At 51.0% G+C, this 23936-nt stretch carries 22 protein-coding genes; 17 read left to right on the top strand and 5 right to left on the bottom strand.

Features of this window, described 5'->3' with window-relative positions; genetic code table 11:
- Positions 1 to 18 precede the first annotated feature (18 nt).
- A complete protein-coding gene (locus AC0VZ8_RS20325) occupies positions 19 to 1125 on the top strand; it encodes a Gfo/Idh/MocA family protein (RefSeq protein ID WP_475484224.1) in 1107 nt (368 codons plus the stop codon).
- A gap of 135 nt (positions 1126 to 1260) precedes the next feature.
- Here AC0VZ8_RS20325 and AC0VZ8_RS20320 read toward each other — a convergent pair whose 3' ends face one another.
- Together AC0VZ8_RS20320 and AC0VZ8_RS20315 are read right to left on the bottom strand one after the other, a co-directional pair.
- A complete protein-coding gene (locus tag AC0VZ8_RS20320) occupies positions 1261 to 1953 on the bottom strand; it encodes a pentapeptide repeat-containing protein (RefSeq protein WP_071220294.1) in 693 nt (230 codons plus the stop codon).
- A 136-nt stretch (positions 1954 to 2089) separates the two neighbouring features.
- On the bottom strand, positions 2090 to 3919 hold the full coding sequence (locus tag AC0VZ8_RS20315) for a DUF2334 domain-containing protein (RefSeq protein ID WP_475484223.1): 1830 nt from the start codon (positions 3917 to 3919) through the stop codon (positions 2090 to 2092).
- A 178-nt stretch (positions 3920 to 4097) separates the two neighbouring features.
- Here AC0VZ8_RS20315 and AC0VZ8_RS20310 point away from each other — a divergent pair, with 178 nt between their 5' ends.
- The 3 genes from AC0VZ8_RS20310 to AC0VZ8_RS20300 all read left to right on the top strand — a co-directional run bounded on the left by AC0VZ8_RS20310 (position 4098) and on the right by AC0VZ8_RS20300 (position 6232).
- Entirely contained in the window at positions 4098 to 4625 is a 528-nt protein-coding gene (locus AC0VZ8_RS20310) for an N-acetyltransferase family protein (protein WP_475484222.1), read from the top strand.
- A gap of 97 nt (positions 4626 to 4722) precedes the next feature.
- A complete protein-coding gene (locus AC0VZ8_RS20305) occupies positions 4723 to 5811 on the top strand; it encodes a redoxin domain-containing protein (protein ID WP_475484221.1) in 1089 nt (362 codons plus the stop codon).
- 97 nt (positions 5812 to 5908) lie between these two features.
- A complete protein-coding gene (locus AC0VZ8_RS20300; RefSeq protein ID WP_071220298.1) occupies positions 5909 to 6232 on the top strand; it encodes a hypothetical protein in 324 nt (107 codons plus the stop codon).
- 209 nt (positions 6233 to 6441) lie between these two features.
- Here the strand turns inward: AC0VZ8_RS20300 and AC0VZ8_RS20295 are convergent, their stop codons facing one another.
- A complete protein-coding gene (locus tag AC0VZ8_RS20295; RefSeq protein ID WP_475484220.1) occupies positions 6442 to 7335 on the bottom strand; it encodes a hypothetical protein in 894 nt (297 codons plus the stop codon).
- Between the two features lie 360 nt (positions 7336 to 7695).
- Between AC0VZ8_RS20295 and AC0VZ8_RS20290 the strand changes: the two genes are divergently transcribed.
- The 10 genes from AC0VZ8_RS20290 to AC0VZ8_RS20245 all read left to right on the top strand — a co-directional run bounded on the left by AC0VZ8_RS20290 (position 7696) and on the right by AC0VZ8_RS20245 (position 18168).
- Positions 7696 to 8547, top strand: coding sequence for a WXG100 family type VII secretion target (locus tag AC0VZ8_RS20290; protein WP_475484219.1), 852 nt, complete (start codon positions 7696 to 7698; stop codon positions 8545 to 8547).
- 17 nt (positions 8548 to 8564) lie between these two features.
- Positions 8565 to 8765, top strand: a complete 201-nt coding sequence (locus AC0VZ8_RS20285) for a hypothetical protein (protein ID WP_260065386.1) — start codon at positions 8565 to 8567, stop codon at positions 8763 to 8765.
- Positions 8766 to 8770: 5 nt separating this feature from the next.
- Positions 8771 to 9091, top strand: a complete 321-nt coding sequence (locus tag AC0VZ8_RS20280) for a DUF4176 domain-containing protein (RefSeq protein ID WP_475484218.1) — start codon at positions 8771 to 8773, stop codon at positions 9089 to 9091.
- A 201-nt stretch (positions 9092 to 9292) separates the two neighbouring features.
- Positions 9293 to 11362, top strand: coding sequence for a bifunctional aldolase/short-chain dehydrogenase (locus AC0VZ8_RS20275; RefSeq protein WP_475484217.1), 2070 nt, complete (start codon positions 9293 to 9295; stop codon positions 11360 to 11362).
- A gap of 109 nt (positions 11363 to 11471) precedes the next feature.
- On the top strand, positions 11472 to 12737 hold the full coding sequence (rhaA, locus tag AC0VZ8_RS20270) for an L-rhamnose isomerase (protein WP_475484216.1): 1266 nt from the start codon (positions 11472 to 11474) through the stop codon (positions 12735 to 12737).
- 71 nt (positions 12738 to 12808) lie between these two features.
- Positions 12809 to 14278, top strand: coding sequence for a rhamnulokinase (locus AC0VZ8_RS20265; protein ID WP_475484215.1), 1470 nt, complete (start codon positions 12809 to 12811; stop codon positions 14276 to 14278).
- Positions 14279 to 14308: 30 nt separating this feature from the next.
- Positions 14309 to 15085, top strand: coding sequence for a DeoR/GlpR family DNA-binding transcription regulator (locus AC0VZ8_RS20260; protein ID WP_475487730.1), 777 nt, complete (start codon positions 14309 to 14311; stop codon positions 15083 to 15085).
- 105 nt (positions 15086 to 15190) lie between these two features.
- Positions 15191 to 15928 (top strand): (Fe-S)-binding protein, encoded by a 738-nt coding sequence (locus AC0VZ8_RS20255; RefSeq protein ID WP_475487729.1) that lies wholly within the window; start codon positions 15191 to 15193, stop codon positions 15926 to 15928.
- Positions 15915 to 17435 carry a LutB/LldF family L-lactate oxidation iron-sulfur protein gene (locus AC0VZ8_RS20250; protein WP_475484214.1) on the top strand — a complete coding sequence of 507 codons (1521 nt, stop codon included), beginning with the start codon at positions 15915 to 15917 and terminating at the stop codon, positions 17433 to 17435. The genes AC0VZ8_RS20255 and AC0VZ8_RS20250 overlap by 14 nt, the downstream gene beginning before the upstream one ends.
- The gene (locus tag AC0VZ8_RS20245; RefSeq protein WP_475484213.1) at positions 17428 to 18168 is read left to right on the top strand and encodes a LutC/YkgG family protein; all 741 of its coding nucleotides are present in this window, start codon (positions 17428 to 17430) and stop codon (positions 18166 to 18168) included. The genes AC0VZ8_RS20250 and AC0VZ8_RS20245 overlap by 8 nt, the downstream gene beginning before the upstream one ends.
- Before the next feature lie 185 nt (positions 18169 to 18353).
- On the opposite strand, the gene AC0VZ8_RS20240 is transcribed toward AC0VZ8_RS20245, so the two are convergent.
- Positions 18354 to 19208 carry an SDR family oxidoreductase gene (locus tag AC0VZ8_RS20240; RefSeq protein ID WP_475484212.1) on the bottom strand — a complete coding sequence of 285 codons (855 nt, stop codon included), beginning with the start codon at positions 19206 to 19208 and terminating at the stop codon, positions 18354 to 18356.
- Between the two features lie 287 nt (positions 19209 to 19495).
- Between AC0VZ8_RS20240 and AC0VZ8_RS20235 the strand changes: the two genes are divergently transcribed.
- Together AC0VZ8_RS20235 and AC0VZ8_RS20230 are read left to right on the top strand one after the other, a co-directional pair.
- A complete protein-coding gene (locus AC0VZ8_RS20235; RefSeq protein WP_475484211.1) occupies positions 19496 to 21004 on the top strand; it encodes a UDP-N-acetylmuramoyl-L-alanyl-D-glutamate--2,6-diaminopimelate ligase in 1509 nt (502 codons plus the stop codon).
- Positions 21005 to 21027: 23 nt separating this feature from the next.
- Entirely contained in the window at positions 21028 to 22113 is a 1086-nt protein-coding gene (locus AC0VZ8_RS20230; protein WP_475484210.1) for a PQQ-dependent sugar dehydrogenase, read from the top strand.
- Between the two features lie 222 nt (positions 22114 to 22335).
- On the opposite strand, the gene AC0VZ8_RS20225 is transcribed toward AC0VZ8_RS20230, so the two are convergent.
- Positions 22336 to 22983 (bottom strand): helix-turn-helix transcriptional regulator, encoded by a 648-nt coding sequence (locus tag AC0VZ8_RS20225; RefSeq protein WP_071220311.1) that lies wholly within the window; start codon positions 22981 to 22983, stop codon positions 22336 to 22338.
- Positions 22984 to 23276: 293 nt separating this feature from the next.
- Between AC0VZ8_RS20225 and AC0VZ8_RS20220 the strand changes: the two genes are divergently transcribed.
- Complete coding sequence (locus tag AC0VZ8_RS20220) at positions 23277 to 23513, top strand: indolepyruvate ferredoxin oxidoreductase subunit alpha (RefSeq protein WP_015736133.1); 237 nt, start codon at positions 23277 to 23279, stop codon at positions 23511 to 23513.
- Positions 23514 to 23936 lie beyond the last annotated feature (423 nt).

The raw sequence follows: 23936 nt of genomic DNA, 5'->3' as shown, positions 1-23936 counted from the left end.
CAGAAGGAGACTTGGATCATGAAGAAAGTAAAGGTTGGCATCATTGGCTGCGGAAAAATCAGCGGCATCTATATGGAAAACTGCCATAAGTTCGATATCCTGGAGCTGACGGCGTGTGCGGATATCGATCGTGCCCGTGCCGAGGAACAGGCTGCCAAGTATCATATTCCGAATGTATACACTACCGATGAGCTGCTTGCAGATCCCGAGATTGAGCTGGTCATTAATCTGACGATACCTGCACTACACGCGCAAATTATGCTGGATGCACTGCAAGCCGGCAAGCATGTGTACGTGGAAAAGCCCCTTGGGGTAACCCGTGAAGAGGGTAAAGCGGTGCTGGATATGGCTGCGTCCAAAGGACTACTCGTCGGATGTGCTCCAGAGACATTTCTTGGAGCCGGTATCCAAACGGCACTGAAGCTGATTGAAGACGGGCGCATTGGCAAGCCGATTGCAGCGACCGCATTTATGATGAGCCGCGGACATGAGCATTGGCATCCCGATCCGGAATTTTATTACGCCGCCGGTGGTGGTCCGATGTTCGATATGGGGCCTTACTACCTGACGGCGCTGGTTCAGCTTCTGGGACCGATCCGTCGTATTAGCGGCATGACCGGAACGGCCCTTACGGAGCGGACGATTACCAGTGAGAAAAAACAGGGTCAGAAAATTCAAGTGGACATTCCTACTCACGTGGCTGGACTTATGGAGTTTCATAACGGCGCGATTGGCACGCTGATTACGAGTTTTGATGTATTTGGAGGCAGCACGCTTCCTAATATTGAAATCTACGGCACTAAGGGCACGATGCTCGTCCCGGATCCCAACGGCTTTGGCGGCTCGGTTCAATATCGATTGACCGGAGAAACCGAGTGGACGGAAGAGCCGCTGCTTCCCGGGTATAACGAGAATACAAGAGGGATCGGCCCGGCGGATATGGCCTACGCCATCCGCAGCGGAAGAGCTCATCGTGCGAGCGGCGAGCTTGCCTATCATGTGCTTGAAGCCATGTGGGGCTTCCATGATGCTTCCGATGAAGGCAAGCGCTATGAGATGGTCAGCACCTGTGATATCCCGGCGCCGCTCCCGCTTGATTTGCAGAAATACATCCTTGATCAATAATAGGATGATTTAAGAAAGCGGCTTAACCCGAAAGGTCCAAGCGGACCACGGAGTAAGCCGCTTTATGCTGTGCACGTATATACGTTCCCCTGTAAACGAACGATCCTGATTATATGGGCCAAGTATAACTTAAGGTCATTCTTTCACGACAAGACCGAATATTTTGGTTAACGGGATGGCTTGATGCGGCGATATGATGCATCCTTGAAGATCTTCCAGGGTCACGCCAATGTTATGAAAGTCCGTTCGGCTTAAGTCGATTCCCGCAAGCTTCGTGCCGGAGAACTGCGACTGGTCGATCTGGCAATCCACAAATTCCACCTTGCTTAATTCGGAATGATAAAAATCCGATTTTATGAGCGAGGTGGATTGGAAGGACACCTGCTTCATGTTAGCAAAACGGAACGTAGCGTAGTCGCCCGTACAATGATCGAATACGACATTACGGATGGTGGCTGCCGTCAAGTCGAGCCCCAGAATTTTGCAATGATTGAATTGTACGCGGTACATAATGGCCTCACTGAGATCGACGTTGGACAAGTCGCAGTGGTTAAACACAAGATCCGTTAGTTCGGCATGGTGGAGCGTGACGTGCTGGAACGTAACATTATGGAATATCATTTGATCGAATTGAACCTTGTCGGCTGAAATATAAGACAGGGTCTCGTCCTGACAAGAGGACTGAATGAATGAGGATTCATCGTCAACACCGGCATCGGATAGAATCATAGGCTCAAGCTGCTTGGGGAGCTTGGGTTTCACGATTTTGACTGGGGATGATGGAGTGGCTGTATTGTTGTTAGAATTGCTTTTGCTATTGGATGACATGAATTCTCCTCCAAATATAGAAATAAGTATAGAGATGATCCTATAGAGTCTTTCTACGTTCTTTCTCTGATGACAGACCGCGTATAGCGGAGTTTTGAAATGACCCGGTTTCGTTGTATAGAAGTATATCATGTCCTTATCCGATTGTCCGGTCCCTGGAATTGATGGCCGCGTCCAAGGTACCGCCAAGCCGATTCGGAGACCACGCCAGCAGACTGACACGGCCATTGCCCGTCAGATCGCCAAGGAAAGGTGTCATCCGTTCTCCGGCAACCCAGGGCCCAAACCGTTCTTCCTGCCGCCCGAAGGCGGTCCCGGAGCTATATAGAACGAACCAGTTCCCTGCGGTGTGTTCAATGAGAATTAAATCTTCCAGCCCATCGCCATCCACGTCGCCAAGCATCATGGATATGGATGAACCCATTGGACTCTTGGAGGAATACCAATCTCCCGCGTCCACGAGCTGTTTCCCGGTGCTTAACCAGACCTGGCATGTGCCTGAGTCGGAATTCCACACAACCAGGTCATCCAGCCCATCGCCATTCACATCTCCTATGGAGAGTATCATGCCTTCACCCCGTACGGAAACCTCATGCTGAATTAGGGGAGAATTAAAATCACGCCCGGAGCTATAAGCAATGGCGGCTTTCCCTGTAACAGGGTCCCATAAAAATAAATCATGTCTGCCGTCCCCGTCAAAATCTCCCGTAAGAGCTTTCCAGTCCACGGCTCCAGATTCACAGAGCCAATGACCCGAAGGTACTAAACGGCTGCCTGAGCCCAATGCAACCTCACATATCCCAAGCTCCGCATTCCATACAGCCGCATCGATGCTGCCATCTCCATCATAATCGCCAGCCATCGCAGTCCCACCCGGGTATAGCGGCCAGTCTGCCAACATGGGGCGTATATATCGTATGCCATTATGGATTTTCATGGGGAACCCGACCTCAAGAGCAGCGTCGTACCATAGGTTGTTGGTCTCGTCCCGGACGATCCATCGATCCGGCAGCCCTTGTCTCTTGGCGTGCAGAAACTTAGGGTCTTTCATGGCCATCCTGTCCAGCAATCGGGTTTCCCTGAAATCCGGTATGAAGGGCATGATCGAGGTTATGGACACAAACGTTTTAGACTCTCTCTTGAAGGCTTGAATGATTCTTCTGAGCGGTGAATGCTCGTCATACTGTACAGTGCCATCAGCAAGGAAGCGGATATAGGGAAATTCGAGATAGGGGTGGTAAAAGAATGAAGCCAGTTCGCGTGGACCTGTGAAATCCTGCAATGTCCGTTCCATCCGAGTGACTTCTTCCTCGATCTTATCACCTGCCACATAATAAAGCGGAGTGGGAACGTAGATCGTCCCGTTCGTTAACGGATCGTCCGGGATGTGCTGTAGTGCGGCTGTCCTTGCATCCGGGCTGGAAGGCGGTGATTCATAGAGGATGCCGTTACAGATCTCGATAATATGCCGCTGGACAGATGAAGCGGTATAATGAGGAGTTTCATACCAAACCGCCGGAAGACCAGCTCTTTGAAACATCTTATGAGCCTGCTGTATCCGCTGATAAGCATAAGATTGCTGCAGCTGACGGAGCGAATGGACCGTTTCGGGCGGGTCATCTGGAGGACAGTCGGCGCTGCATTCGGAATAAGCAAATTCGAATCCGTCGCCGCTAACCGATCCCCCGTACTGATGCGTATATCCATGAATACCAATCGAGGCGCCAAGGTCTACCATCGTCTGCAGCAGCCGGACAAATCGAAGGGAAGCTCCATCATGCTGATCATCTATCGACCGATCCACATGATGTGCCGGATCTACATACCGCGGAATGACGGCCAGATGAAAGGGAATCTGCAGCTGATGCAGGAACTGTGCGATTACCAGCAGCTTTGCCTGTTGTTCTTCCGTCTCATACCAGCCGCCCGGACCGATATCTTCAAGCCGTATCAATGCCTTATTCAATCAAGATGCGCTCCTTCCAATGCCAGCTGTTTTCGAGATAGCGATATCCGGATATATTTATGCCGGGAATGGGCATTTCGTCATCGGGGATGAAGCGTTCACGAAGAAAAAAGAGGATCGCGGAGCGTGTCCGCGAATACATAGGGATTAAGATATGGACAGGAGGAAGAGGAAGTTCATGCATATTAGACACGCAAATGAACAGGATGCAGCAGGCATCGCTAACGTCCATGTGAACAGCTGGAAAACGACGTATAAGGGGATCGTGGAAAATCGCTTTTTAGAAAATTTGTCTGCTGCGGATCGGGTTGAAAGCTGGCGCCGTAAGCTTGCCAATATGCCGGAGGACGAACAACTTCTGGTCATTGCCGATGAAGATGGCAAGGTATACGGGTTCATGTCTTACGGCACGGAGCGAGAGCAGAAGATTTCTGATGAAGGAGAACTATACGCGATCTATCTCCTGAAAGAGATTCAGGGGATGGGCTGGGGACGGGAGTTGTTTGCGAGGCTGAAGGAGTTTCTGCAAAAGAACGGGTATCGTTCTTTACTGGTCTGGGTGCTGGAAGGTAATTCGGCTGAGCATTTTTATAAACATATGGGCGGTCAGGAACGGAGACGAAAAGAAATTGTAATCGGCGGAAAAACGCATACGGAAGTGGCTCTGCTGTGGAGTTCCATTGACCGGATTGGCTCCTTCTCCTGAAAAATGCCCCGCTTAAGTTTACATTAGAGAGGGAATCTATTATGATGAGGATATACCCCGGTGGGTAATTGTTTTGCCGACCTGAGGAGGTTTGTATTTGAGTATAATTCCGATAGGTCCTTTTATGATGAGGGCCGACATCGTGATTTTTCTGATCTGTGCGGCGGCCGGATTTGCTGCGCTTCGAATTCGTTTGCGCCAGATGCCGCAGCGGGAATGGATCCTGGACACTTATTTATCTGTACTTATCATCGGTTTTATTTCATGGAAATTCGGGATGCTGGTGTTCGATCCGATCCGCACCATTCAGCATCCCGCCTCGCTTATTTACATGACCGGCGGCACGAAGGGAATATGGCTTGGGGCCGTTCTAGCCCTGGTCTACGCAGCTCTGCGCTGGAACAAAAAAAGGGAGAATTCAGGTTTGCTGCTGAAGTCCGCACTGTTGTCGGCAATTGCAGGCGGATGGGCCGGGTATGTATTCCAGTGGTTGTGGGCGGACGGGGCCGCTGTAAACTCTTCATTATTCTATATGCTATTATTCGGCATATTGCTAACGATGAGCTGGCTTCAATTCCATTCTCCGCTGTCCCGCTTTCTTACTCTGGGATTAGGAAGAAATGGAGCGGTGCTGCTCATCATGGGGGCTCTCTTCGTGTGGGTAATCTATGACTTTGCTTTGACCGCGGGCAGCGAGCGAGAAGCGAACGTATCTCCGAATGTGGAAAGCAATTCGGATACCATTGCTGAAGGCTTAAAGCCCGGACTTCGCGCACCGGATTTTTCGCTGATGAATCGGGAAGGGCAGGAGGTCAAACTGTCCGATTATCGGGGGAAAACCGTTCTTCTGAACTTCTGGGCCTCCTGGTGCCCGCCATGCAAGGTAGAAATGCCCTATATGCAGGATTTTTACGACAAATATCAGGATGAGAATGTAATCATTCTGGCTGTCAATATGACGCATTTGGAAAATAGCATGAGTGAGGTGCAATCTTTCATCGAGAAAAATGGCTTAACCTTCCCTGTCCTATACGACCAGAGCGGAGCAAGCACGAGACGATATGAGGTGGTGGCCTATCCAACCACCTACGTCGTTAAGCCGGATGGTGTGATATCAGAGCGGTTCCAAGGCGCTATCGACGAAGATTTAATGGTTAGGGCCTACCGTAAGGCTAGTGATAAGTAAGGTTCAATTGCGGATTTTTGGTGACGTGGACATCTATCTCTGCCGCCTTCTCCCCAGGGGGAATATAATACACAAACGCTGGGGAGGGGGAGATAGAGTGCAGCCAATACCAATTTCGGCAGAAGGATGCAAAGGTTACGTCGGCAAAACCGTTTGCGCTGTCATGCGTGATGGAACAGAAGTCGTGGGGACCATACGCGGTGTACATGATCGAGGCCTTGAACTCGAATTTGCGAACCCATCCGCATATATATTGTCCACAAAAGGCAAGAAGGGCAAAAAATCTTCGAAGTCTACTAAAGGCGGTGCGCACACGTCCGCATTCGGACCTTACGGTTACGGCGGATATGGTTGGGGAGCCAATGTGTTTGCTTGGGAAGCCATTGCGCTGTTGTTCCTCATTCCGTTTTTGTTTATTTAAGCGGTCAAAAAGGCTTTAGATTACGGGCGCAGTGTTTTTATAGAAGAGACAGGCGGGGAAATCCCCGGTACTGTCTCTTTTTTTTAGATATCAGAAAGTATAAACTTCGAAGCATGGGCCTTCCTGATACCGCAAGAAAAACATCCTATAAACGAGGTCTGTCTTCTGAGAAAGTTCGTCGATAGACGCTATTCTTTCTTGTGCTAGCCTTATACATTACGAGTGGAGTGGGCATTGTGGATGGGTTCAACGGATGTATTCGATTGACTGAGCAGCCATATAACCGGTGTGAATGAGACAAGAAAACAGCTGCCCGCCAGAATCGGAAGCAAAGACCATTCGGCGATGGAGTATCCAAGAAACGTCTGCCATCCAATGGCGATTAATCCGAGCAAATACGCCAAGCCGCTAATATGGATCAGTATCGGTTTAACCGCAGGATTGACGGATTTTCTGATGGACAGCCACGCCATAAAAGGGATCGCCTGCAGAGCATGGAACCCTAGACCGTGCAGCCAGATGATATTGCCGTCGATCCCGGTATAGCGTCCCGCATTGATGGAAATCCATATGCCGGCTGCAAAAGATACCAGCACCGCGATCATGGCATAACGAATGCCGAGTCCGAGTTCCGGATGGGCTTGCATTACACGCTTGCGGAAGTACTGTGCGCCAAGGATCAGGTAGAATACGATAAGCAGAATCGCAACAGCAGGAAAAATAGCCGAGATGACATGATCAAAGGTCGAGCCGTTCTGTACGAACCGCGGATCGACACCGCGGAAGTTTTGAACGGTTTCGGCGAAGTAGGAGAACAGAACGAGCGGAATATAACACCAGCGGTAGATCGATTTGCTTCGAGGCCTCATACCGGAAACCGGTAAAATGATGGCGGTTGATATGATAAAGATCCCCAGGGCCGCGTTGAAGGAAAACGCTTTGGAGATATCTCCATCAGGCGAGACAGGTCCTCCATTCAGCAATACCCATATCCCGCATATTCCGGCTAACAAAAACCCGAGCAGCCCCGTCAGCAAAAGCCAAGTCTCCTGCTTATACAGCTTGATCGCCCGGTTCGTCGCTTCACGTGCAAGTTGATTCATATGAATGACACCCTCTCCGTAAATATGAATTGTCTATAATCTACAGGAGAATGGGGGTGACTTTAACGGGCTGGGGATGTAAGGGGACCCTGTACGCCGGAATGATTTCAAGGCTGGACTAAAGCCGGGGATGAAGCGAGTGTTAATCAGGACGGGAGAGGAACGGAGCCAGTTCTTTTTTACTAGATTAGGCACTAAGAAATGAACCTCTCGCTTGATTGCCCCTTTCCTGTATACCTACTAAAATTGAAAAATGTGGTTATTCACGAGTTCGACCGGTTAATAGGTTTATGGAATTGAAATTTGCATTTAGACTGCCTGAAGAGCAGAGGCAAAAAAGACAGAAGGGGCGTCCGTATTATGTCCAATCGAATTTTAGTTACACCCGAGCAGTTGGAGCAGGTATCCACGCAATTTGCGCAGTCAGGGCAACTTAGCAGCGATATGGTGGAGCGGCTCCAGCGAAGCATTCATGAAATGGAAGGCCAGTGGCAGGGGATGACCCGTGAGCGGTTTTTCGGGGATTACCAGCAAGCCAGGGCAACCATGATCAAATTCGTAGAGTGCTTACAATCGATATCCACCGAACTGAAGCAAATTTCCGTCAAATTCCGTTCCACGGATGAGATGGTGAACGGTGCTTCCGCTGGAGGAGCAGTTGCCGGTGCAGGTATTCTGGCTGGAGCAGCCTCCGGAACCGGAATCGCCACGGCAGCTGCAGCAGGCTCTGCAACCATGGCTTTCGGTGTTTCTGCAAAATCTTCAAGTAACCCGCTGGATGCAGCACTTAAAGGTGTAAATGTGGAAGGCAGCGTAATCAAGCATGAAGAGAATGGGTTATTCGCCAAAGCCATAACAGGCAGCGCAGGAGCCAGCCTTACCGAAGGAGCGCATGCCAGCGGGGCCGTTGTAGAAGCAGGCTATGCTAATGATCATGTCGAAGGATCGGTTAGCCTGGTTAAGGCCGAGGTTGAGGCGGCCGTTAAGGATGGCACGCTCAGTGTTGGGGCTGAAGCTACATTAAACAAGTATGAAGGCGGCGTGAATATTCCGCTTCCATGGACGGATAAGGAGCTGCATATTGGAGGTTCCGCTTCACTCGGCGTACTCGGCGCATCCGCTGAGGTGGGGAAAAGCGGTTTAAAGTTCCACGTGCCGTTAGGACCTGGAGCAAGCCTTGTCGGGCTCGGAGGAGCGATTACGGTAAAATAGAAGGGGGAGCACCGCCGATGAGCGATAAACAAAAACGGTTCAAATACATAATGGTGATCATTGCTGTTGTCGGTGTACTGGGCACCGTGATTCCCAATCTGCTTGACACAAGTTACGCAGCTGCGGAAAAAGCAGTCATTTGCCTATCCTTTCTCATTGGAATACCGCTCGTTGTGTCGATTGTATATTGGATCGGTAAAAAAATATTGAAGGGTTGATTAACATGGAACAGCAAGAGCAAACGGAACAGAAGCTGCTGCCAATCGGATCTGTAGTCAAGTTCAAGGAATGGGACCAGACGCTGATGATCTATGGTCGGATGCAGAACGACTCCAAGACGTTGAAGCGTTGGGATTACGTGGCCTGCTTCTACCCTCACGGGAATCTGACCGCGGATTCCAATATCTTTTTCAACCATAAAGACATTTCGGAAATTGTATTTATGGGTTACGTCAATGAGGAAGAAATTGCGTTTCGTGATGCATTGATCGAAGGAATTGCGAAGGCGGATCAAATGGCAGCCGCAGGCCCGGACAAATCATAGGTTTATCATATAGCAGCATAGCAGCTCTGTTCAGAGGCAACTCTGGCAGGGCTGCTTTTTTGTTTGTAACAGATTCACAGTGCGTAATCAAATATAAATCTGTGTTTATTTTTGAAAATATACTATTCAAAGATAAACGGGCGTGATATTATGAGAAACAAATGAAAGCAAATTCATATGGTCAATCGGAGGGGAAACTTCATGGTTCAAAGCTTATGGGAACAGTCAAAGGCACAGCAGGCACAAAATACATTGGATGAGCTGGTCTACCGTTCGAATTTAATCGGGTCCGACCGGCGTGTATGCAACTGGGGCGGCGGCAATACATCCAGCAAAACAACGATTCAGGATTTTCGCGGCAAGGACATAGAGGTTATGTACGTAAAAGGCAGCGGATCGGATCTGGCTACCATGAAAGCGGGCAATTTCACAGGCTTGCGGATGGAGGACATCCGGCCATTGTTCGAAAGGGATTCGATGTCGGATGAAGAGATGGTGGCTTACCTGGGTCACTGCATGGTCGATTCGAAGCACCCGCGCGCATCCATTGAAACGCTGCTGCACGCGTTCTTGCCGTTTCGGCATGTGGACCATACACATCCGGATGCCATTATCAGCTTATGCTGCGCCCATAACGGCAAAGAATTAGCCCAGGAGATTTTTGGCGACCGATTTGTGTGGGTACCTTACGTTCGCCCTGGATTTACGCTGTCTAAGATGATTGCCGAAGGGGTGTTGGCTAATCCGAAAGCCGAGCTTGTGCTTATGGAGAAGCACGGGCTTGTCACTTGGGGCGATACATCGGAAGACTGTTACGCACAAACGATTCGTATCATTAGTGAAGCTGAAGCCTTCATCGAAGCGCGAGTGAATAACGACAAGCTGTTCGGTGGCCGGAAGTTCGCCCCACTGGCCTCGGAAGTGCGCCGCAGCATTGCCGCCGAAGTGATGCCCGCGGTCCGCGGTGCCGTCAGCGATGTGAAGAAGATGATCCTGTCCTTCGACGATCAAGAGGATGTGCTGGACTTTGTCGGCGGTATCGATTCGCCGAAGCTGTCCCAAGTAGGCGCAGCTTGCCCCGATCATCTGGTTCATACCAAGGTAGTTCCTCTCTTCATCGACTGGACACCTGATGCTGAAGATGTCGAAGGCCTTAAGGCAAAGCTGATCGAAGGCATTGCAGCATACAAAGAGCAGTATCAAGCTTATTTTGATCGCAACCATCATGAAGGCGATATCATGTTCGAGGCGGCTCCGCGCGTCATTCTTATTCCGGGCATCGGCATGATCAACACGGGCAAGAGCTGGGCGATGTCGCAAGTCAGCGGCGCCCTGTATCATCGGGCGATTGCGGTCATGCGCGGCGCGACGGCCCTGGGCGATTTTGTATCCCTGAGTGAAAATGAATCCTACAACGTGGAGTATTGGCCGCTGGAGCTGTATAAATTGAGTCTCGCACCGGCAGAAGCGGAGTTTTCGCGCCAGATCGCTTTTATCACCGGAGGAGCAGGCGGTATCGGAAGTGCCACGGCCCGCAGGCTGGTAGCTGAAGGCGCACATGTCGTTTTGGCGGATTTGAACCTGGAAGGCGCACAGCAGGTAGCCGAGGAGATCAATGCAAAATACGGGGAGAATCGGGCATTTGCTGTTAAAATGGATGTAACCGACGAAGAGGCCGTGAAACGCGCCTATCGAGAAACCTCCATCACTTATGGCGGTGTTGACATTATCGTCAACAATGCGGGCCTTGCGACATCCAGCCCGTTTGACGAGACATCGCTGAAGGAATGGAATCTGAACATGAACGTGCTGGGCACAGGTTATTTCCTGGTTGCGCGGGAAGCCTTCTCGTTGATGAAGACACAGGGCGTTGGCGGAAGCATGGTGTTTGTGGGATCGAAAAATTCGGTCTATGCCGGCAAAAACGTGACTGCATACAGCTCCGCAAAAGCATTGGAGGCTCACCTGGCTCGCTGCATTGCTGCGGAAGGCGGAGAATACGGCATTCGAGTCAATACCATTCTTCCGGATGCCATTCTGCAAGGCTCCGCGATCTGGAATTCGAACTGGAGAAACGAGCGGGCAGCAGCTTACGGGATTGAACCGGATCAGCTCGAAGAGCACTATCGTAAACGCACGACGCTTCTTGTCAACATCTATCCGCAGGATATTGCCGAAGGCATCGCTTACTTTGCATCATCAAGATCTTCGAAGACAACGGGCTGCATGTTGACAATTGACGGCGGAGTGCCTGCTGCGTTTACTCGCTAAATCGAATGAAGATATGACGCATCTACCGCAAGAAATCAAGATTTCTTATTAAGATGGGAAGCTGGGTCAGAGATGACCTAGCTATCCTTATCATACGGGAGGTTATGGGATGAGGCAGGATGTTGCAAGGAACTTTGAAGAAGCGAAAAAGCTCTATGGGCAGCATGGCATCAACGTGGACGAAATTTTGACGGAACTTGAACGCATCAAAATCTCCATTCACTGCTGGCAAGGAGACGATGTCCGGGGATTCCTGTTTCGCGACCAAGAGCTGTCCGGGGGCATATCCGTGACCGGAGAATATCCAGGCGCTGCAGGAACGCCGGAACAGCTGCGGGCCGATCTGGAAAAAGCGATGTCGCTCATTCCGGGATCCCACAAGGTGAACCTCCACGCGATCTACGCGGATACCGACGAGACTGTTGATCTGGATCATCTGGAGCCGAGGCACTTCCAATCTTGGGTGGATTGGGCCAAAGAGCAAGGAATCGGACTCGATTTTAATCCGACCTGCTTCTCCCACGACAAAGCGAAGGATGGGTTTACGCTGAGTCATGCCGATCCGGCAATCCGTCAATTTTGGATTGAGCATTGCAAGGCATCGCGAAGAATCGGGGCTTACTTCGGCGAACAGCTGGGTCAAACCTGCGTGACGAATATCTGGGTTCCGGATGGTTACAAGGATATGCCGGTAGACCGAATGGCGCCGAGGCAGCGGCTGAAGGATGCGCTGGATGAGATTTTTGCTGAAGATATTAATCCGCAATGGAACCTCGATGCCGTCGAGAGTAAACTGTTCGGACTGGGCTCCGAGGCTTACGTTGTGGGTTCGCACGAGTTCTACATGGGATACGGCATTCGGAACAACAAGCTGATCTGCCTGGATGCGGGTCACTTCCATCCAACCGAGAGCATTGCCGGCAAACTGTCATCGCTTGCTCTTTTCACCGACGGACTTCTCCTTCATGTCAGCCGGCCGATGCGCTGGGACAGCGATCATGTCGTCATCATGGATGATGAACTGACCGAGATTGGACGCGAGCTGGTGCGCAATAACCTGCTGGATGTTACCCATATTGGACTGGACTTTTTTGATGCCAGCATTAACCGCATCGCCGCGTGGGTTATCGGTACCCGAAATACGATAAAGGCGCTGCTGCGTGCCAAGCTGGAACCTGTCGATCGGCTGAAGCAGGCCGAACTTGAAGGCGATTACACGACCCGCCTGGCGTTAACGGAAGAGTTTAAATCCTATCCGTTTGGAGCGGTGTGGGATTATTACTGCGAACGTATGGGCGTACCTGTTAGAGAAGAGTGGCTGTCCGAAGTGAAACAGTATGAACGGGATGTATTGCTGAAACGTACGCAAGCATGAGAAGAGATTGAATATCACTCGGGCTCGTGCCTGAATCGTTGATTATGATCTGACAAGGAGGCTGGGGAGCGTTGAGCGTTCTTGCATTTGATTTGGGCGCAAGCAGTGGCAGGGCCATGCTGGGCCAATGGAACGGCCGAATCATCGACGTAACGGAAATTCACCGGTTCCCGAACGATCCGGTTCGAATCGGCGACCGTTTCCAATGGGATATATTGCGGATCTACCACGAGATGAAGCAGGGCTTGCTCCGATTGAAGGGGCAGCATAGCCTGCCGACGAGCATCGGGATTGATTCCTGGGCGGTGGATTTCGGGCTCCTGGATCGAAGCGGGGAGCTGCTCATGAATCCGTATCATTATCGGGACACGCACACGGATGGCGTGATGGAACAGGTCTTCCGGGATGTGCCGCCTGCCGAGATCTTTGATCGGACGGGGATTCAGTTCCTCTCATTCAACACGATCTATCAGCTGGCTTCCTTGCAGCGGAAGAAGCCCTACTTGCTTCAAGAAGCCGAGCGTTTTCTTATGATTCCCGATTTGCTGCGCTACTTCTTGACCGGCGAGATGGCGAATGAATTTACGAACGCTACTACAACGCAGCTGTATAACCCGCTTTCGGCGAGCTGGGATGATCATCTCTTGAAATCATTGAATATTCCTCATAAGTTATTTCATCCTGTTTCTCAGCCCGGTACGCATGTTGGAGCTCTGAGATCTTCCGTCACGGAGGAGCTGGGGATCCCGCCGATTCCGCTCTATACGGTTGCAGAGCATGATACGGCTTCCGCCGTGGTCGCGGTTCCGGCTATAGAGCGTTCGTTTGCTTATTTGAGCTGCGGTACCTGGTCGCTGATGGGAACTGAAGTCGATCAGCCTGTCATTCATGAACGGGCCAGAGAGCTGAACTTCACGAATGAGGGAGGAGCCTACGGCACGTACCGACTGCTCAAGAATATCATGGGGCTTTGGATTCTGCAGGAATGTCAGCGGACCTGGGGACGAGAAGGGTTAACGTACTCCTATCCCGAATTGGTTAAGATGGCGGATGCGGCGCCGGCATTTGCTTGTTTTATTGATCCCGATGATCCCGTATTCCTCCCAGCCGGAGATATGCCGAAGCGTGTAGTGGAATACGCGGCGCGCACAAACCAGAGCGTTCCGCAGGATGCAGGCGCTCTTGTACGCTGCATTATGGAGAGCCTGGCCATGCAGTACCGTTATGTGCTGGAGTTGACCGAGGAATTGTCGGGGCAAAAATTTCAGGGCTTGCATATGGTGGGCGGTGGCATTCATAATGAAACATTATGCCAGTGGACTGCGAATGCGATAGGGAAACCCGTATGGGCCGGACCTGCGGAGGGCAGTGCCATCGGCAATATGGCCGTGCAGTGGATCGCGCAAGGCGAGCTGTCCGATATATGGGAAGCACGCGCAGTCATTAGAGAGTCCTTCCCGGTCAAGACCTACGAGCCTAAGGAAACTTCCTTATGGGAGGAGGCCTACGGGGTGTTCGGTCAGCGAACCGGGAAGAGATAGAATATACGAACAGTAAGGATGGGCGGTATGATGCTGGTTGCAGAACGATATGAGAAAATAGTACAGTTGGTCAACGAAAGAGGGAGCATCCGAGTCTCCGAGCTGAGTCAGCTCTGCGGTGTAACGGAAGAAACGATTCGCCGCGATCTTGACAGGCTGGAGCAAGCAGGGCGCTTGCGCCGTTCCCATGGCGGAGCGGTTAGCGTGAAGGATCAACCGGAAATTCAGCGGTCGCAGCCGGAAATACCGTATGCTGAGCGGGAAATCATGCATGCGCTGGAGAAGCAGCGGATCGCGGAGGAAGCGGTCAAGCGAATCCATCCGAATGATCGCATCTTGCTGGATGCAAGCTCTACGGCTTGGTACATGGCAAAAATCATACCGGATATTCCGATGACCGTGCTGACGAATTCGATTAAGGTGGCCGCTGAGCTGAGCACCAAGGAAAGGGTTCAGGTGATTTCCACAGGCGGCATTCTGGCTCATCGTTCCCTGTCCTTTGTCGGTCCGCTTGCGGAACGCTCGCTGGATGCTTACTACGTGGATAAAGCCTTTCTATCCTGCAAGGGTGTGCATATCGAGCGGGGCCTTAGCGAATCCAATGAGCTTCAGGCGAGAATCAAGCATAAAATGATCGGAATGACAGATGAGACCATTCTGCTCGCCGATGCCAGCAAATTCGGCACGCAGGCTTTTGCGCAGGTTGCCGATCTATCCCAAGTGAATCTGATCATTACCGATCGCCGATTGACGGAAGAGGAAGCGGCACCTTATCGAGCTTTGGGCATCAAGATCGAATCTGTATAGAGCAAGCTTCTATAACATAGCAGCATGGAATCCCCCCGTTCCGGGGGGTTCTTGCTAGAGGCCGATTCTTCGGTCCATATCCTGATGATTAGCGGGGTGAAGATGTTGAAGATTTCATTATTTGTCACTTGTCTCAGCGATGCCTTGTTCCCACGGGTAGCTGAATCGATGGCAAGATTGCTGGCAAGGTACGGCGTGCAGCTGGAATTTCCGGAAATCCAGACCTGCTGCGGCCAACCGGCCTACAACAGTGGTTATTGGGATGATGCTCGCATCAGTGCCAAGACGATTCTGGACGCTTTTGACGATAGCGACTTTGTGGTGTCTCCTTCCGGCTCCTGCACGTATATGATTCATCATTACCCGGATTTGTTCAAGGACGATCCCTTATACTTGGATAAAGCGAAAGCGCTTCAATCCAAATGCTATGAGTTTACGCAATTCCTGGTTGACGTGCTGGGCGTGACCGATGTTGGCGCCGACTATCCACACAAGGTAACCTATCATCCATCCTGTCACGGAAGCCGCCTGCTCGGGGTGAAGGAGCAGCCAATGAAACTGCTTAGCCAAGTCAAGGGACTGGAACTTGTTCCCTTGCCTTTTGCCGAGGATTGCTGCGGGTTCGGGGGAACGTTTGCCGTGAAAATGGCGGATATTTCAGGCGCGATGGTAACGGAGAAAAGCGATCATGTGCTGGAGACCGAGGCGTCCGTGCTTGTCGGTCTCGATATGGCCTGCCTTATGAATATTGCCGGCAATCTGCGCCACCGGGGCGAGAAGGTTCAGGTCAAGCATTTGGCCGAACTGTTGTATGAGGGGGTGAGCGTACATGAGCACAGCTGAATCGAAAGCGCAAACGGTTAAGGAACGCGCAGGTTACGCTCTCAATAATGATTTTCTGCGCAATGCGGTGAAGTTTACGACAGAGCGGCTGCGTCTCGGCAAGAAGCTCGCGTCGGAGGAGCATGGCAACTGGGATGCGTGGAGGGAACGGGGACGCCAAATCCGGCTCCATACTATCGCTCACCTGGATTATTATTTGAATGAGTTTGCTGAGCAGGCCAGGGCGAACGGAGCCCATGTCCATTTTGCGGAGACGGCGGAAGAAGCCGTCGCGATCTCCCTTGAGATTGCGAAGCATAAATCGGCCAAGTCCGTCGTGAAATCAAAATCAATGGTGTCCGAGGAGCTGCATCTGAACAAGGCGCTCGACTCGATCGGAGTGGAGGCCGTCGAAACGGATCTCGGCGAGTATATTATTCAGCTGGCGGATGAAACGCCTTCTCATATCATCATACCCGCTATCCATAAGAACCGTTACCAGATTGCGGAGCTGTTGTCCGCAGAGGCAGGCGAAACGCTGCCGCCCGATACGGCGATTATGGCAGGTTTTGTCCGCATGAAGCTGCGAGAGAAGTTCCTTGAAGCGGACATTGGCATGACGGGGTGTAATTTTGCGATTGCCGAGACGGGTTCGATGGTGTTGTTCGAGAATGAAGGCAATGCCCGCATGGTGACGACGGTGCCAAAGACACAGATTACCCTGATGGGCATGGAGCGAATTATTCCGTCATGGGCGGATCTCGAAGTCATGGCTACCTTGCTGCCGCGTTCGGCGACCGGTCAGAAGCTGACGGTATACATGTCCGGTATCAGTGGTCCGAAGAGAGAACTGGATGCCGATGGACCGGATGAAATGCATATTATCATCATTGATAACGGCCGTTCTCTTCAGCTCGGGGACCCCGAATTTCAGGAGCTGCTTAACTGTATACGCTGCGGCGCCTGCCTGAATGCCTGTCCCGTATATCGCCATATTGGCGGGCACGCTTATGGGGGCACGTATAGCGGCCCAATCGGTGCCGTATTAACGCCTGCCTTGAACAAGAACGTCGCGGAATGGGACGATATTGCGAACGCATCCAGCCTGTGCGGCGCTTGTTATGAAGCATGCCCCGTGAAGATTCCGCTGCATGATATGCTGGTATCCCTGCGCCGTCGGAAGATTGAAGCCGGACGCGGTGACAAGCTGGAAGCGATGGGCATGAAGGGCTTCTCGGCGATCATGGGGAATGCCAAGCGTTATCGCAGCGTGGTATCCCTCGGAAAGTGGGGCCAGAAATTAGTGGTTCGAGGCGGGGAGATTCGAACGCGGATCGGACCTTTGAAGGGGTGGAATTCATACAGGGTAACCCCAAGTCTCCCCAAGCAATCCTTCCGTGACCGATGGTCGGAGATGGAGCAGGATATTCGCGGAACCTCCGGGACAATGGACCCTGAAATCGCCAACCGATTGAAGGAGCGGCTTCAGCAGCAGAAGTTCGGAAAGGGGGAGAAGGCCCATGACTAACGAAACCGATCGCAGCTGGCTGAGCCGTCTTGAAGAACAGTCTCGCAAGAAGCAGGAGCAGTTCATGAATGGAATTGCAGCGAAGCTGGGCAGAAGCCGGGTTCGCACCGCTCCGGAGCATCCTTTCCGCGGTGCCCCCGATTTCTGGAATGAGTTTGAGTGGCCGATTGAGGAGAGGATTACGCAGTTTACCGCCAACTTTGAAGCGGCAGGAGGCCATGTGGTAAGGCTGAGCCACCGCGAAGAGGTCAGCCGGTTTATTAGGGACAAAGCGATGGAGATGAGTGCGGCTACGATTCTTCGTCAGCAGGAAGACGCGCTGGACCGCCTGGGGCTGGAAGAGAGCTTGCCGGAGGCGCTTGTTCTCTCCTGGAATGAGGCAGCGGACACGGACTGGAGGGCTGTCGCTGCCAGAGCTGATTTTGGTGTCGTCATGGCGGATTATGCTGCGGCTTACACCGGTTCGATTACGGTGAAATCGACCCCGCATAAAGGACGTTCGGTCAGCCTGCTGCCGACCGTGTTGATAGCCATTATTCCAATAGAGCGAATGGTTACCCGACTAGGCGAGATTCTGGTTCAGTTTGATCAGGCCGGACGCGAGCAGCTGCCGGCGGGAATCCATTTCATCTCGGGCCCGAGCCGTTCCGCCGATATCGAGAACGATCTTACGATTGGCGTTCACGGGCCAGGCATCGTGTACGCCCTGCTGGTCGATTCCTATGAGAATTAACGAATAACACAGGTTACAGGATTAGCCCCAAGCAAGAGCAGTTACGGCATGCTCACTGGCTTGGGGCTAATTTTAGATAAGGGAATATATAAGTTTGCAGTGAAACTGATAATCGATAAGTTTCCTCTGAATGCAGTCTGTCAACTGTAGAAGCACGACGATAGATGTTTTTCTTAAGTATGGGGTTATTTGCCCCTGCGTGTCAGTTCGGCCAGCCGATCCCATTGCTCATGGGTCACTTCCGCCAGGTCGTTGAATTGTCCCGCGCCCTGCAGCCATTCGCCGCCATCGATGGTGATCACGTCACCATTAATATAACCGGCATAATCGGAAATGAGAAACGCGGCGAGATTAGCTAATTCCTCTGCATCCCCTACGCGCTTTAGGGGGATGCGGTCGATCATCTTTTGCTCCAGGTCCGGCGTGGGCGATAATCTTGACCATGCGCCTTCAGTCGGGAATGGACCCGGGGCGATCGCGACTTGTCGGATCCCGTAAGGGGCCCACTCCACCGCGAGGGAACGTGTCAGCGCAAGCACGCCCGCTTTTGCGGCTGCAGATGGGACCACATAGCCAGAGCCTGTTGAAGCATATGTTGTGACGATGTTGAGCATCGTTCCGCTTTTGCCCTGCTCAATCCAGCGTTTGCCGACTTCAAGGGTTGCGTAGAAGGTGCCGTGCAGCACGATGTTCAGCACGGCATCCACAGCCCGAGGAGAGAGGCGCTCGGTGGGGCTGATGAAGTTCCCGGCTGCATTGTTGACAAGCACGTCAATACCTCCATAATGCTGCTCTGCCGCATCAACAAGAGCCGATATCTGCGCAGGGTCTCGAACGTCGCAGCTTTTGTACCATACCTCGCAGCCTTGCTGTTTTAATTCTTCAGCGGTCTGCTGAAGAACTTCCTCCCGGCGTCCGCATATGGCGAGTTTAGCGCCAAGCTGCGCGAGCTTCTCTCCCATGGCCCGACCAAGGCCCGTGGCCCCTCCCGTAATCAATACGACTTTATTTTGAAGCAAATCGTCCGTGAACGGTCCCATCGATGGTTCTCCTTTCAAGCAGATATGGAATAACGGAGCGGATTCTCGAAACGCGTCCTATATTCAGCAGGCTGCATCAACCATTTCAAAAATTGCAACCGCTTACTTCCAGCGTAACATGGTTAACACTTCCAGTCATCACATTCTTGTTTCAGAATGCCCTTGCTTGGTTAGGTTAATAAGAAATGCTGGTTAAAACAATACATAGTCGTAAATTCTACATCCTATATATCACACTGCCACCTGACCCTGGGATTTTGATTACATCACGAGATGAGGAACTTGACATGATTCTGAAATCACTGACGGAGCGGCTGATTCTTAAGACGATAACGGGCAGCACTTCTGTGGATATCACGAACCTGGATACAGATTCAAGAGAGATCCGGCCTGGCGGCTTGTTCGTCTGTGTTCCAGGCTTTCACGTGGACGGTCATGACTATGCCCGGCAGGCGATACGTAACGGCGCTGTTGCCATTGTGGCTGAACGGGAGCTGCCGGGACTACCAGGAAACGTTACACATATAACGGTACCGGATACCAGAAGAATTCTGCCGATTCTTGCAAACGCCTTTTTTGGAGATCCCACGCAGCGATTGAAACTGATCGGAATTACCGGGACAAACGGCAAGACAACGACAACCCACATGGTAGAAAAGATTCTGAACGACGCTCACCGCAAAACGGGCATTATTGGCACACTGTATATGAAGATCGGAGATCATATGGAGAAAACGCTGAATACGACGCCGGATACGATTCAGCTGCAGCGTTATTTTCATACGATGGTCACCCATGGCGGAGACTATGCCGTATTGGAGGTGTCCTCGCACGGATTGGATATGGGGAGAGTGCGCGGATGCGATTTTCAGACTGTTGTCTTTACGAATTTGTCGCATGATCATCTGGACTTTCATCAGAATATGGAGAGCTATCGCAATACGAAGGAGCTGTTGTTCACCCAGTTGGGCAACAGTAATCGTGACATGCTGAAGAAGGCGATCCTGAATGCCGACGATGAAGCATCGTCCTATTATGCAAAACGGACATCCGCACAGATCGTAACCTATGGCATTCGTAACGAGGCCGATGTTCGGGCAACGCATATTCAAAACATGCCGGAGGGCTGCAAGTTTCATGTAGAAACGCCATGGGGACACGGCGACTTCAGTCTGAAGGTGCATGGTGTTCACAACGTGTATAACGCGCTTGCCGCCATGACCACTTGCTTGCTGGAAGGGATACCGCTTGAAGAAATCTGCAGAAGTCTTCAACATTTTGCAGGGGTTGATGGACGATTTCAAGAAATAGAGACGGGACGAAGATTTCGCGTGGTTGTGGATTATGCGCATAATCCGGATGGACTTAAGGCAACATTGCAATCGGCCAAGGAAATAACGGCGGGCAAAATGATATGCGTGATGGGCTGCCGGGGCGAAAGGGATCGGTTGAAACGTCCGATCATGGCGGACATTGCAGCTTCATATTCGGATTATGTGTTGTTCACGACGGACAATCCATTCTCGGAGGATCCGGAGCAGATTTTGGCTGAGATGCTGGGAGGCTTAACCTCACATGAGGCAGGGAATTGGGAGGTTATCCTGAACCGTAAAGAAGCCATTCAACGAGCTGTGGAATTGGCTGGTGACGAGGACAGGATCATTATTACCGGACGAGGACATGAGACCCGGTATGTAGCAGGCAGCCAGATCGAATCGTTTAGCGATGAGGATATTGTGATGCGTTCATTACAGGACATGGGGCAAGGCATCCAGATGATGACACCGGAGCTATAAAATTACCCGGGAGGTGCTGGATTTTGAAACGAAAGGGACTTGGCGCTGCGTTAACCGCGGTTGTGCTGCTTCTTGCTGCTTGTACACAGACACCCCCTGCTAAGGAAGAAGGGAGGCAGGAAGACCACCGGGAAGAGAAAAATGATTCCTCGTATCATGTGCTTGCAGAGCAGTTGAGGACACCTTGGTCGATCGATTTTGACGGCGATACGATATATGTCAGCGAGCGGGAAGGAAACATCGTTCAGATCAAGGACGGCACACGAACCAGGCAGTCGGTACAAACCGAGAAGCCGGTCGTCCACCAAGGAGAAGGCGGATTCCTGGGCTTTGCGTTAGCCCCGGATTTTCAGGATTCCGGCAAGGCCTTTGCCTACCACACCTATGATCAGGATGGAAAGGTTATGAACCGGTTGGTTCTTTTGAAGCAGGACGGGAATCAATGGACAGAGTCGCAAGTCTTCCTGGAGCGTATTCCCGGCTCTAATGTGCATAACGGAGGCCGAATTGCAATCGGACCCGACGATATGCTCTACGTAACGACAGGAGATTCGGGAGAAGGAGAGCTTGCGCAAAACCAGGAAAGTCTAGCAGGCAAAATCTTGCGATTGACGCTGGATGGCAAGGTCCCGGCGGATAATCCGACTGCAGGCTCTTATGTCTATACGCTAGGTCATCGGAATTCGCAGGGCTTGGCCTGGAATTCGGAAGGTGAATTGTACAGCTCAGAGCATGGACCGTCAGGTACGCCTGGCGGACACGATGAGATTAATGAGATCACGGCTGGCAGCAATTACGGCTGGCCCGAGATCTATGGCGATGATAGGTTAGAAGGCATGAAGCTCCCGATTTACCATAGCGGCGAAACGGCAATCGCACCTTCCGGCATCGCTTTTGATGATCAGGACCGCTTGTACATGGCAACTCTTCGCGGCCAGATGTTGTACCAATTTCGGCCGGAGAACGCCTCGCTTGAGGTCGTGTTGGAAGGTGAAGGCAGATTAAGAGACGTCAAAGTCCATGACGGCAAAACCTATGTCATTACCAACAATACGGATGGCCGGGGTGTGCCTTCCGATCAGGATGATCGACTGCTGGTGCTGAAATAATTCAAAGAATTGCACATGTCTTGCGATTTAAGAGAATAGATATAGGACAAGTACACTAAGAAAAACGTCTATCGACGTACTTTCTCAGAAGACAGACCGCATATAGCGGAAGTTTTTCTTGCGAGATAAGGTGGGTAAGCCACTGAAGTCTATACTTTCTTATCTCTTAACAAAAATGGCCCCTTCCCGTATGGAAGGAGCCTGATGTGGCAATAACAGATATTATGTTTGCTTGGCTTCGGTTTGTTTTCGAATACGGTATACACATTTTTTGTCGCCCTTGGCAAGGCATTCGGTCCGTTCCACATCCGCTTCCAGCAAAGATTGAAACAGGTCAAGCTCACAGCGGCATGCGTGTTGGAACCGGTTGGCTACCTGGGATATAGGGCAATTCAGTTCCTCGAGGAGATATTCTTCCTCGGTGACTTTTTTGTAATCCACCATATATCCGTTGTCATTCTGAATCTGAGCAAGGGCAGCAACCCGATCTTCTAGAGCATCGGCTTTCACCGTAGGCGTATACTTGTTCAGCAATGTATCCTTACGCTTGTCGAACAGCCGTGAAATCATTTCGTCACCGGCCTCATCCTGCAGCTCGTTCAGCAGATCGAGTGCAAGCGCATGATAGTTCTTAGGGAAAAAATCCTCGGCGGATTCCGTAAGACTGTATAAGGAGACGGGTCTTCCCATCGGCTGTTTCACGGTTCGATAGGTGATGTAACCCTCACTCTTCAAGCTTTCCAGATGGCGCCGGACGGCCATGCCTGTTATACCCAGTGCCTCGGTTATGGATTTTGTGCTGAGTTCACCATTTATTTTTAACATTTGCATGATATACTCGCGGGTACTGTATGCGACTTCTTGATCCACTATAATCACCGCCTTGTTTCTCGATGAATGCTTTCTTTTTCAACTAAAAAGGTTAAAAAGCAATATGTCTCATCTTATGTCTTTACCTTCTATAAGTCAACCGGAATGGCAGTTTTTGAGGCTATCAACACACGGTTTATTGACAATTGGCATGATTAACCACATAATTACGATATATTTTAGTATAAAAAGTATAGAAAACAAGGAATGGATGAAGATCGAGACTTTGCAATGATAGCCAGTCGAAAGATTTGAAAGAATTAATTATTACACTCGGGAAGGTGGAATGACGGATGTATGTTATTGGGTCAGCTTGTATCGAAGAGAAAGCGGGAGAATGCGTTGACGTTTGCCCTGTGGATTGTATAGAAGAAGGAGATGACCAGTTCTACATCGATACCGATATTTGTATCTCTTGCGGGGCTTGTGAAGCGGCTTGTCCGGTGGCGGCCATTTTCTATTTTGAGGATCTGCCGGAAGACCAAAAGCATTATTTCGATAAAGCGGTTGAATATTACAAGAACAAGTAGGGCGCTCGGGCGCTCCGGTTTGAGTCTATCGGGCGCTCCGGTTTGAGTCTATCCGCTCTGTTGTCCGTCCGTTTCCGGAATGGATATAGGCAAGGTAGAAACGGACTCCCAAAGGATCGGCTATCCTCAAACCTCCGCTGGTGGGAAAGTTCAAGAAGAAAGATCAAAAGACTAAAGATAAGAGATTAAAGATTCAATGATTAAATATAGAAGAGCAAGGATTACAAGTTCTAAATCTATATGTGATGCGATCAAATAAATGCGGCTACGATTAATAGTCGGAAAATAGAGCGATGTTCAAGCTGCGCTCATGCGTTAATCAAAAATACGTGTTCTAAATACATAAGCCATCCGGGATATTCGAGGCCCCTCGAATTAATTTCTCGGGTGGTTTAATTCGTTATGGGCGGATCGTGCAAGGAA

It is taken from the genome of Paenibacillus sp. QJM3NY_38 (assembly GCF_056173265.1).
This window is presented reverse-complemented; position numbering and strand designations above follow the sequence as displayed.

What these genes read in the sequence shown, in the direction of transcription:
- AC0VZ8_RS20325 (WP_475484224.1), top strand. Translation starts at nt 19, where the DNA reads ATGAAGAAAGTAAAGGTTGGCATCATTGGCTGCGGAAAAATCAGCGGC.
- AC0VZ8_RS20320 (WP_071220294.1), bottom strand. Translation starts at nt 1,953, where the DNA reads ATGTCATCCAATAGCAAAAGCAATTCTAACAACAATACAGCCACTCCA.
- AC0VZ8_RS20310 (WP_475484222.1), top strand. Translation starts at nt 4,098, where the DNA reads ATGCATATTAGACACGCAAATGAACAGGATGCAGCAGGCATCGCTAAC.
- AC0VZ8_RS20295 (WP_475484220.1), bottom strand. Translation starts at nt 7,335, where the DNA reads ATGAATCAACTTGCACGTGAAGCGACGAACCGGGCGATCAAGCTGTAT.
- AC0VZ8_RS20290 (WP_475484219.1), top strand. Translation starts at nt 7,696, where the DNA reads ATGTCCAATCGAATTTTAGTTACACCCGAGCAGTTGGAGCAGGTATCC.
- AC0VZ8_RS20285 (WP_260065386.1), top strand. Translation starts at nt 8,565, where the DNA reads ATGAGCGATAAACAAAAACGGTTCAAATACATAATGGTGATCATTGCT.
- AC0VZ8_RS20280 (WP_475484218.1), top strand. Translation starts at nt 8,771, where the DNA reads ATGGAACAGCAAGAGCAAACGGAACAGAAGCTGCTGCCAATCGGATCT.
- AC0VZ8_RS20275 (WP_475484217.1), top strand. Translation starts at nt 9,293, where the DNA reads ATGGTTCAAAGCTTATGGGAACAGTCAAAGGCACAGCAGGCACAAAAT.
- rhaA (WP_475484216.1), top strand. Translation starts at nt 11,472, where the DNA reads ATGAGGCAGGATGTTGCAAGGAACTTTGAAGAAGCGAAAAAGCTCTAT.
- AC0VZ8_RS20260 (WP_475487730.1), top strand. Translation starts at nt 14,309, where the DNA reads ATGCTGGTTGCAGAACGATATGAGAAAATAGTACAGTTGGTCAACGAA.
- AC0VZ8_RS20250 (WP_475484214.1), top strand. Translation starts at nt 15,915, where the DNA reads ATGAGCACAGCTGAATCGAAAGCGCAAACGGTTAAGGAACGCGCAGGT.
- AC0VZ8_RS20245 (WP_475484213.1), top strand. Translation starts at nt 17,428, where the DNA reads ATGACTAACGAAACCGATCGCAGCTGGCTGAGCCGTCTTGAAGAACAG.
- AC0VZ8_RS20240 (WP_475484212.1), bottom strand. Translation starts at nt 19,208, where the DNA reads ATGGGACCGTTCACGGACGATTTGCTTCAAAATAAAGTCGTATTGATT.
- AC0VZ8_RS20235 (WP_475484211.1), top strand. Translation starts at nt 19,496, where the DNA reads ATGATTCTGAAATCACTGACGGAGCGGCTGATTCTTAAGACGATAACG.
- AC0VZ8_RS20220 (WP_015736133.1), top strand. Translation starts at nt 23,277, where the DNA reads ATGTATGTTATTGGGTCAGCTTGTATCGAAGAGAAAGCGGGAGAATGC.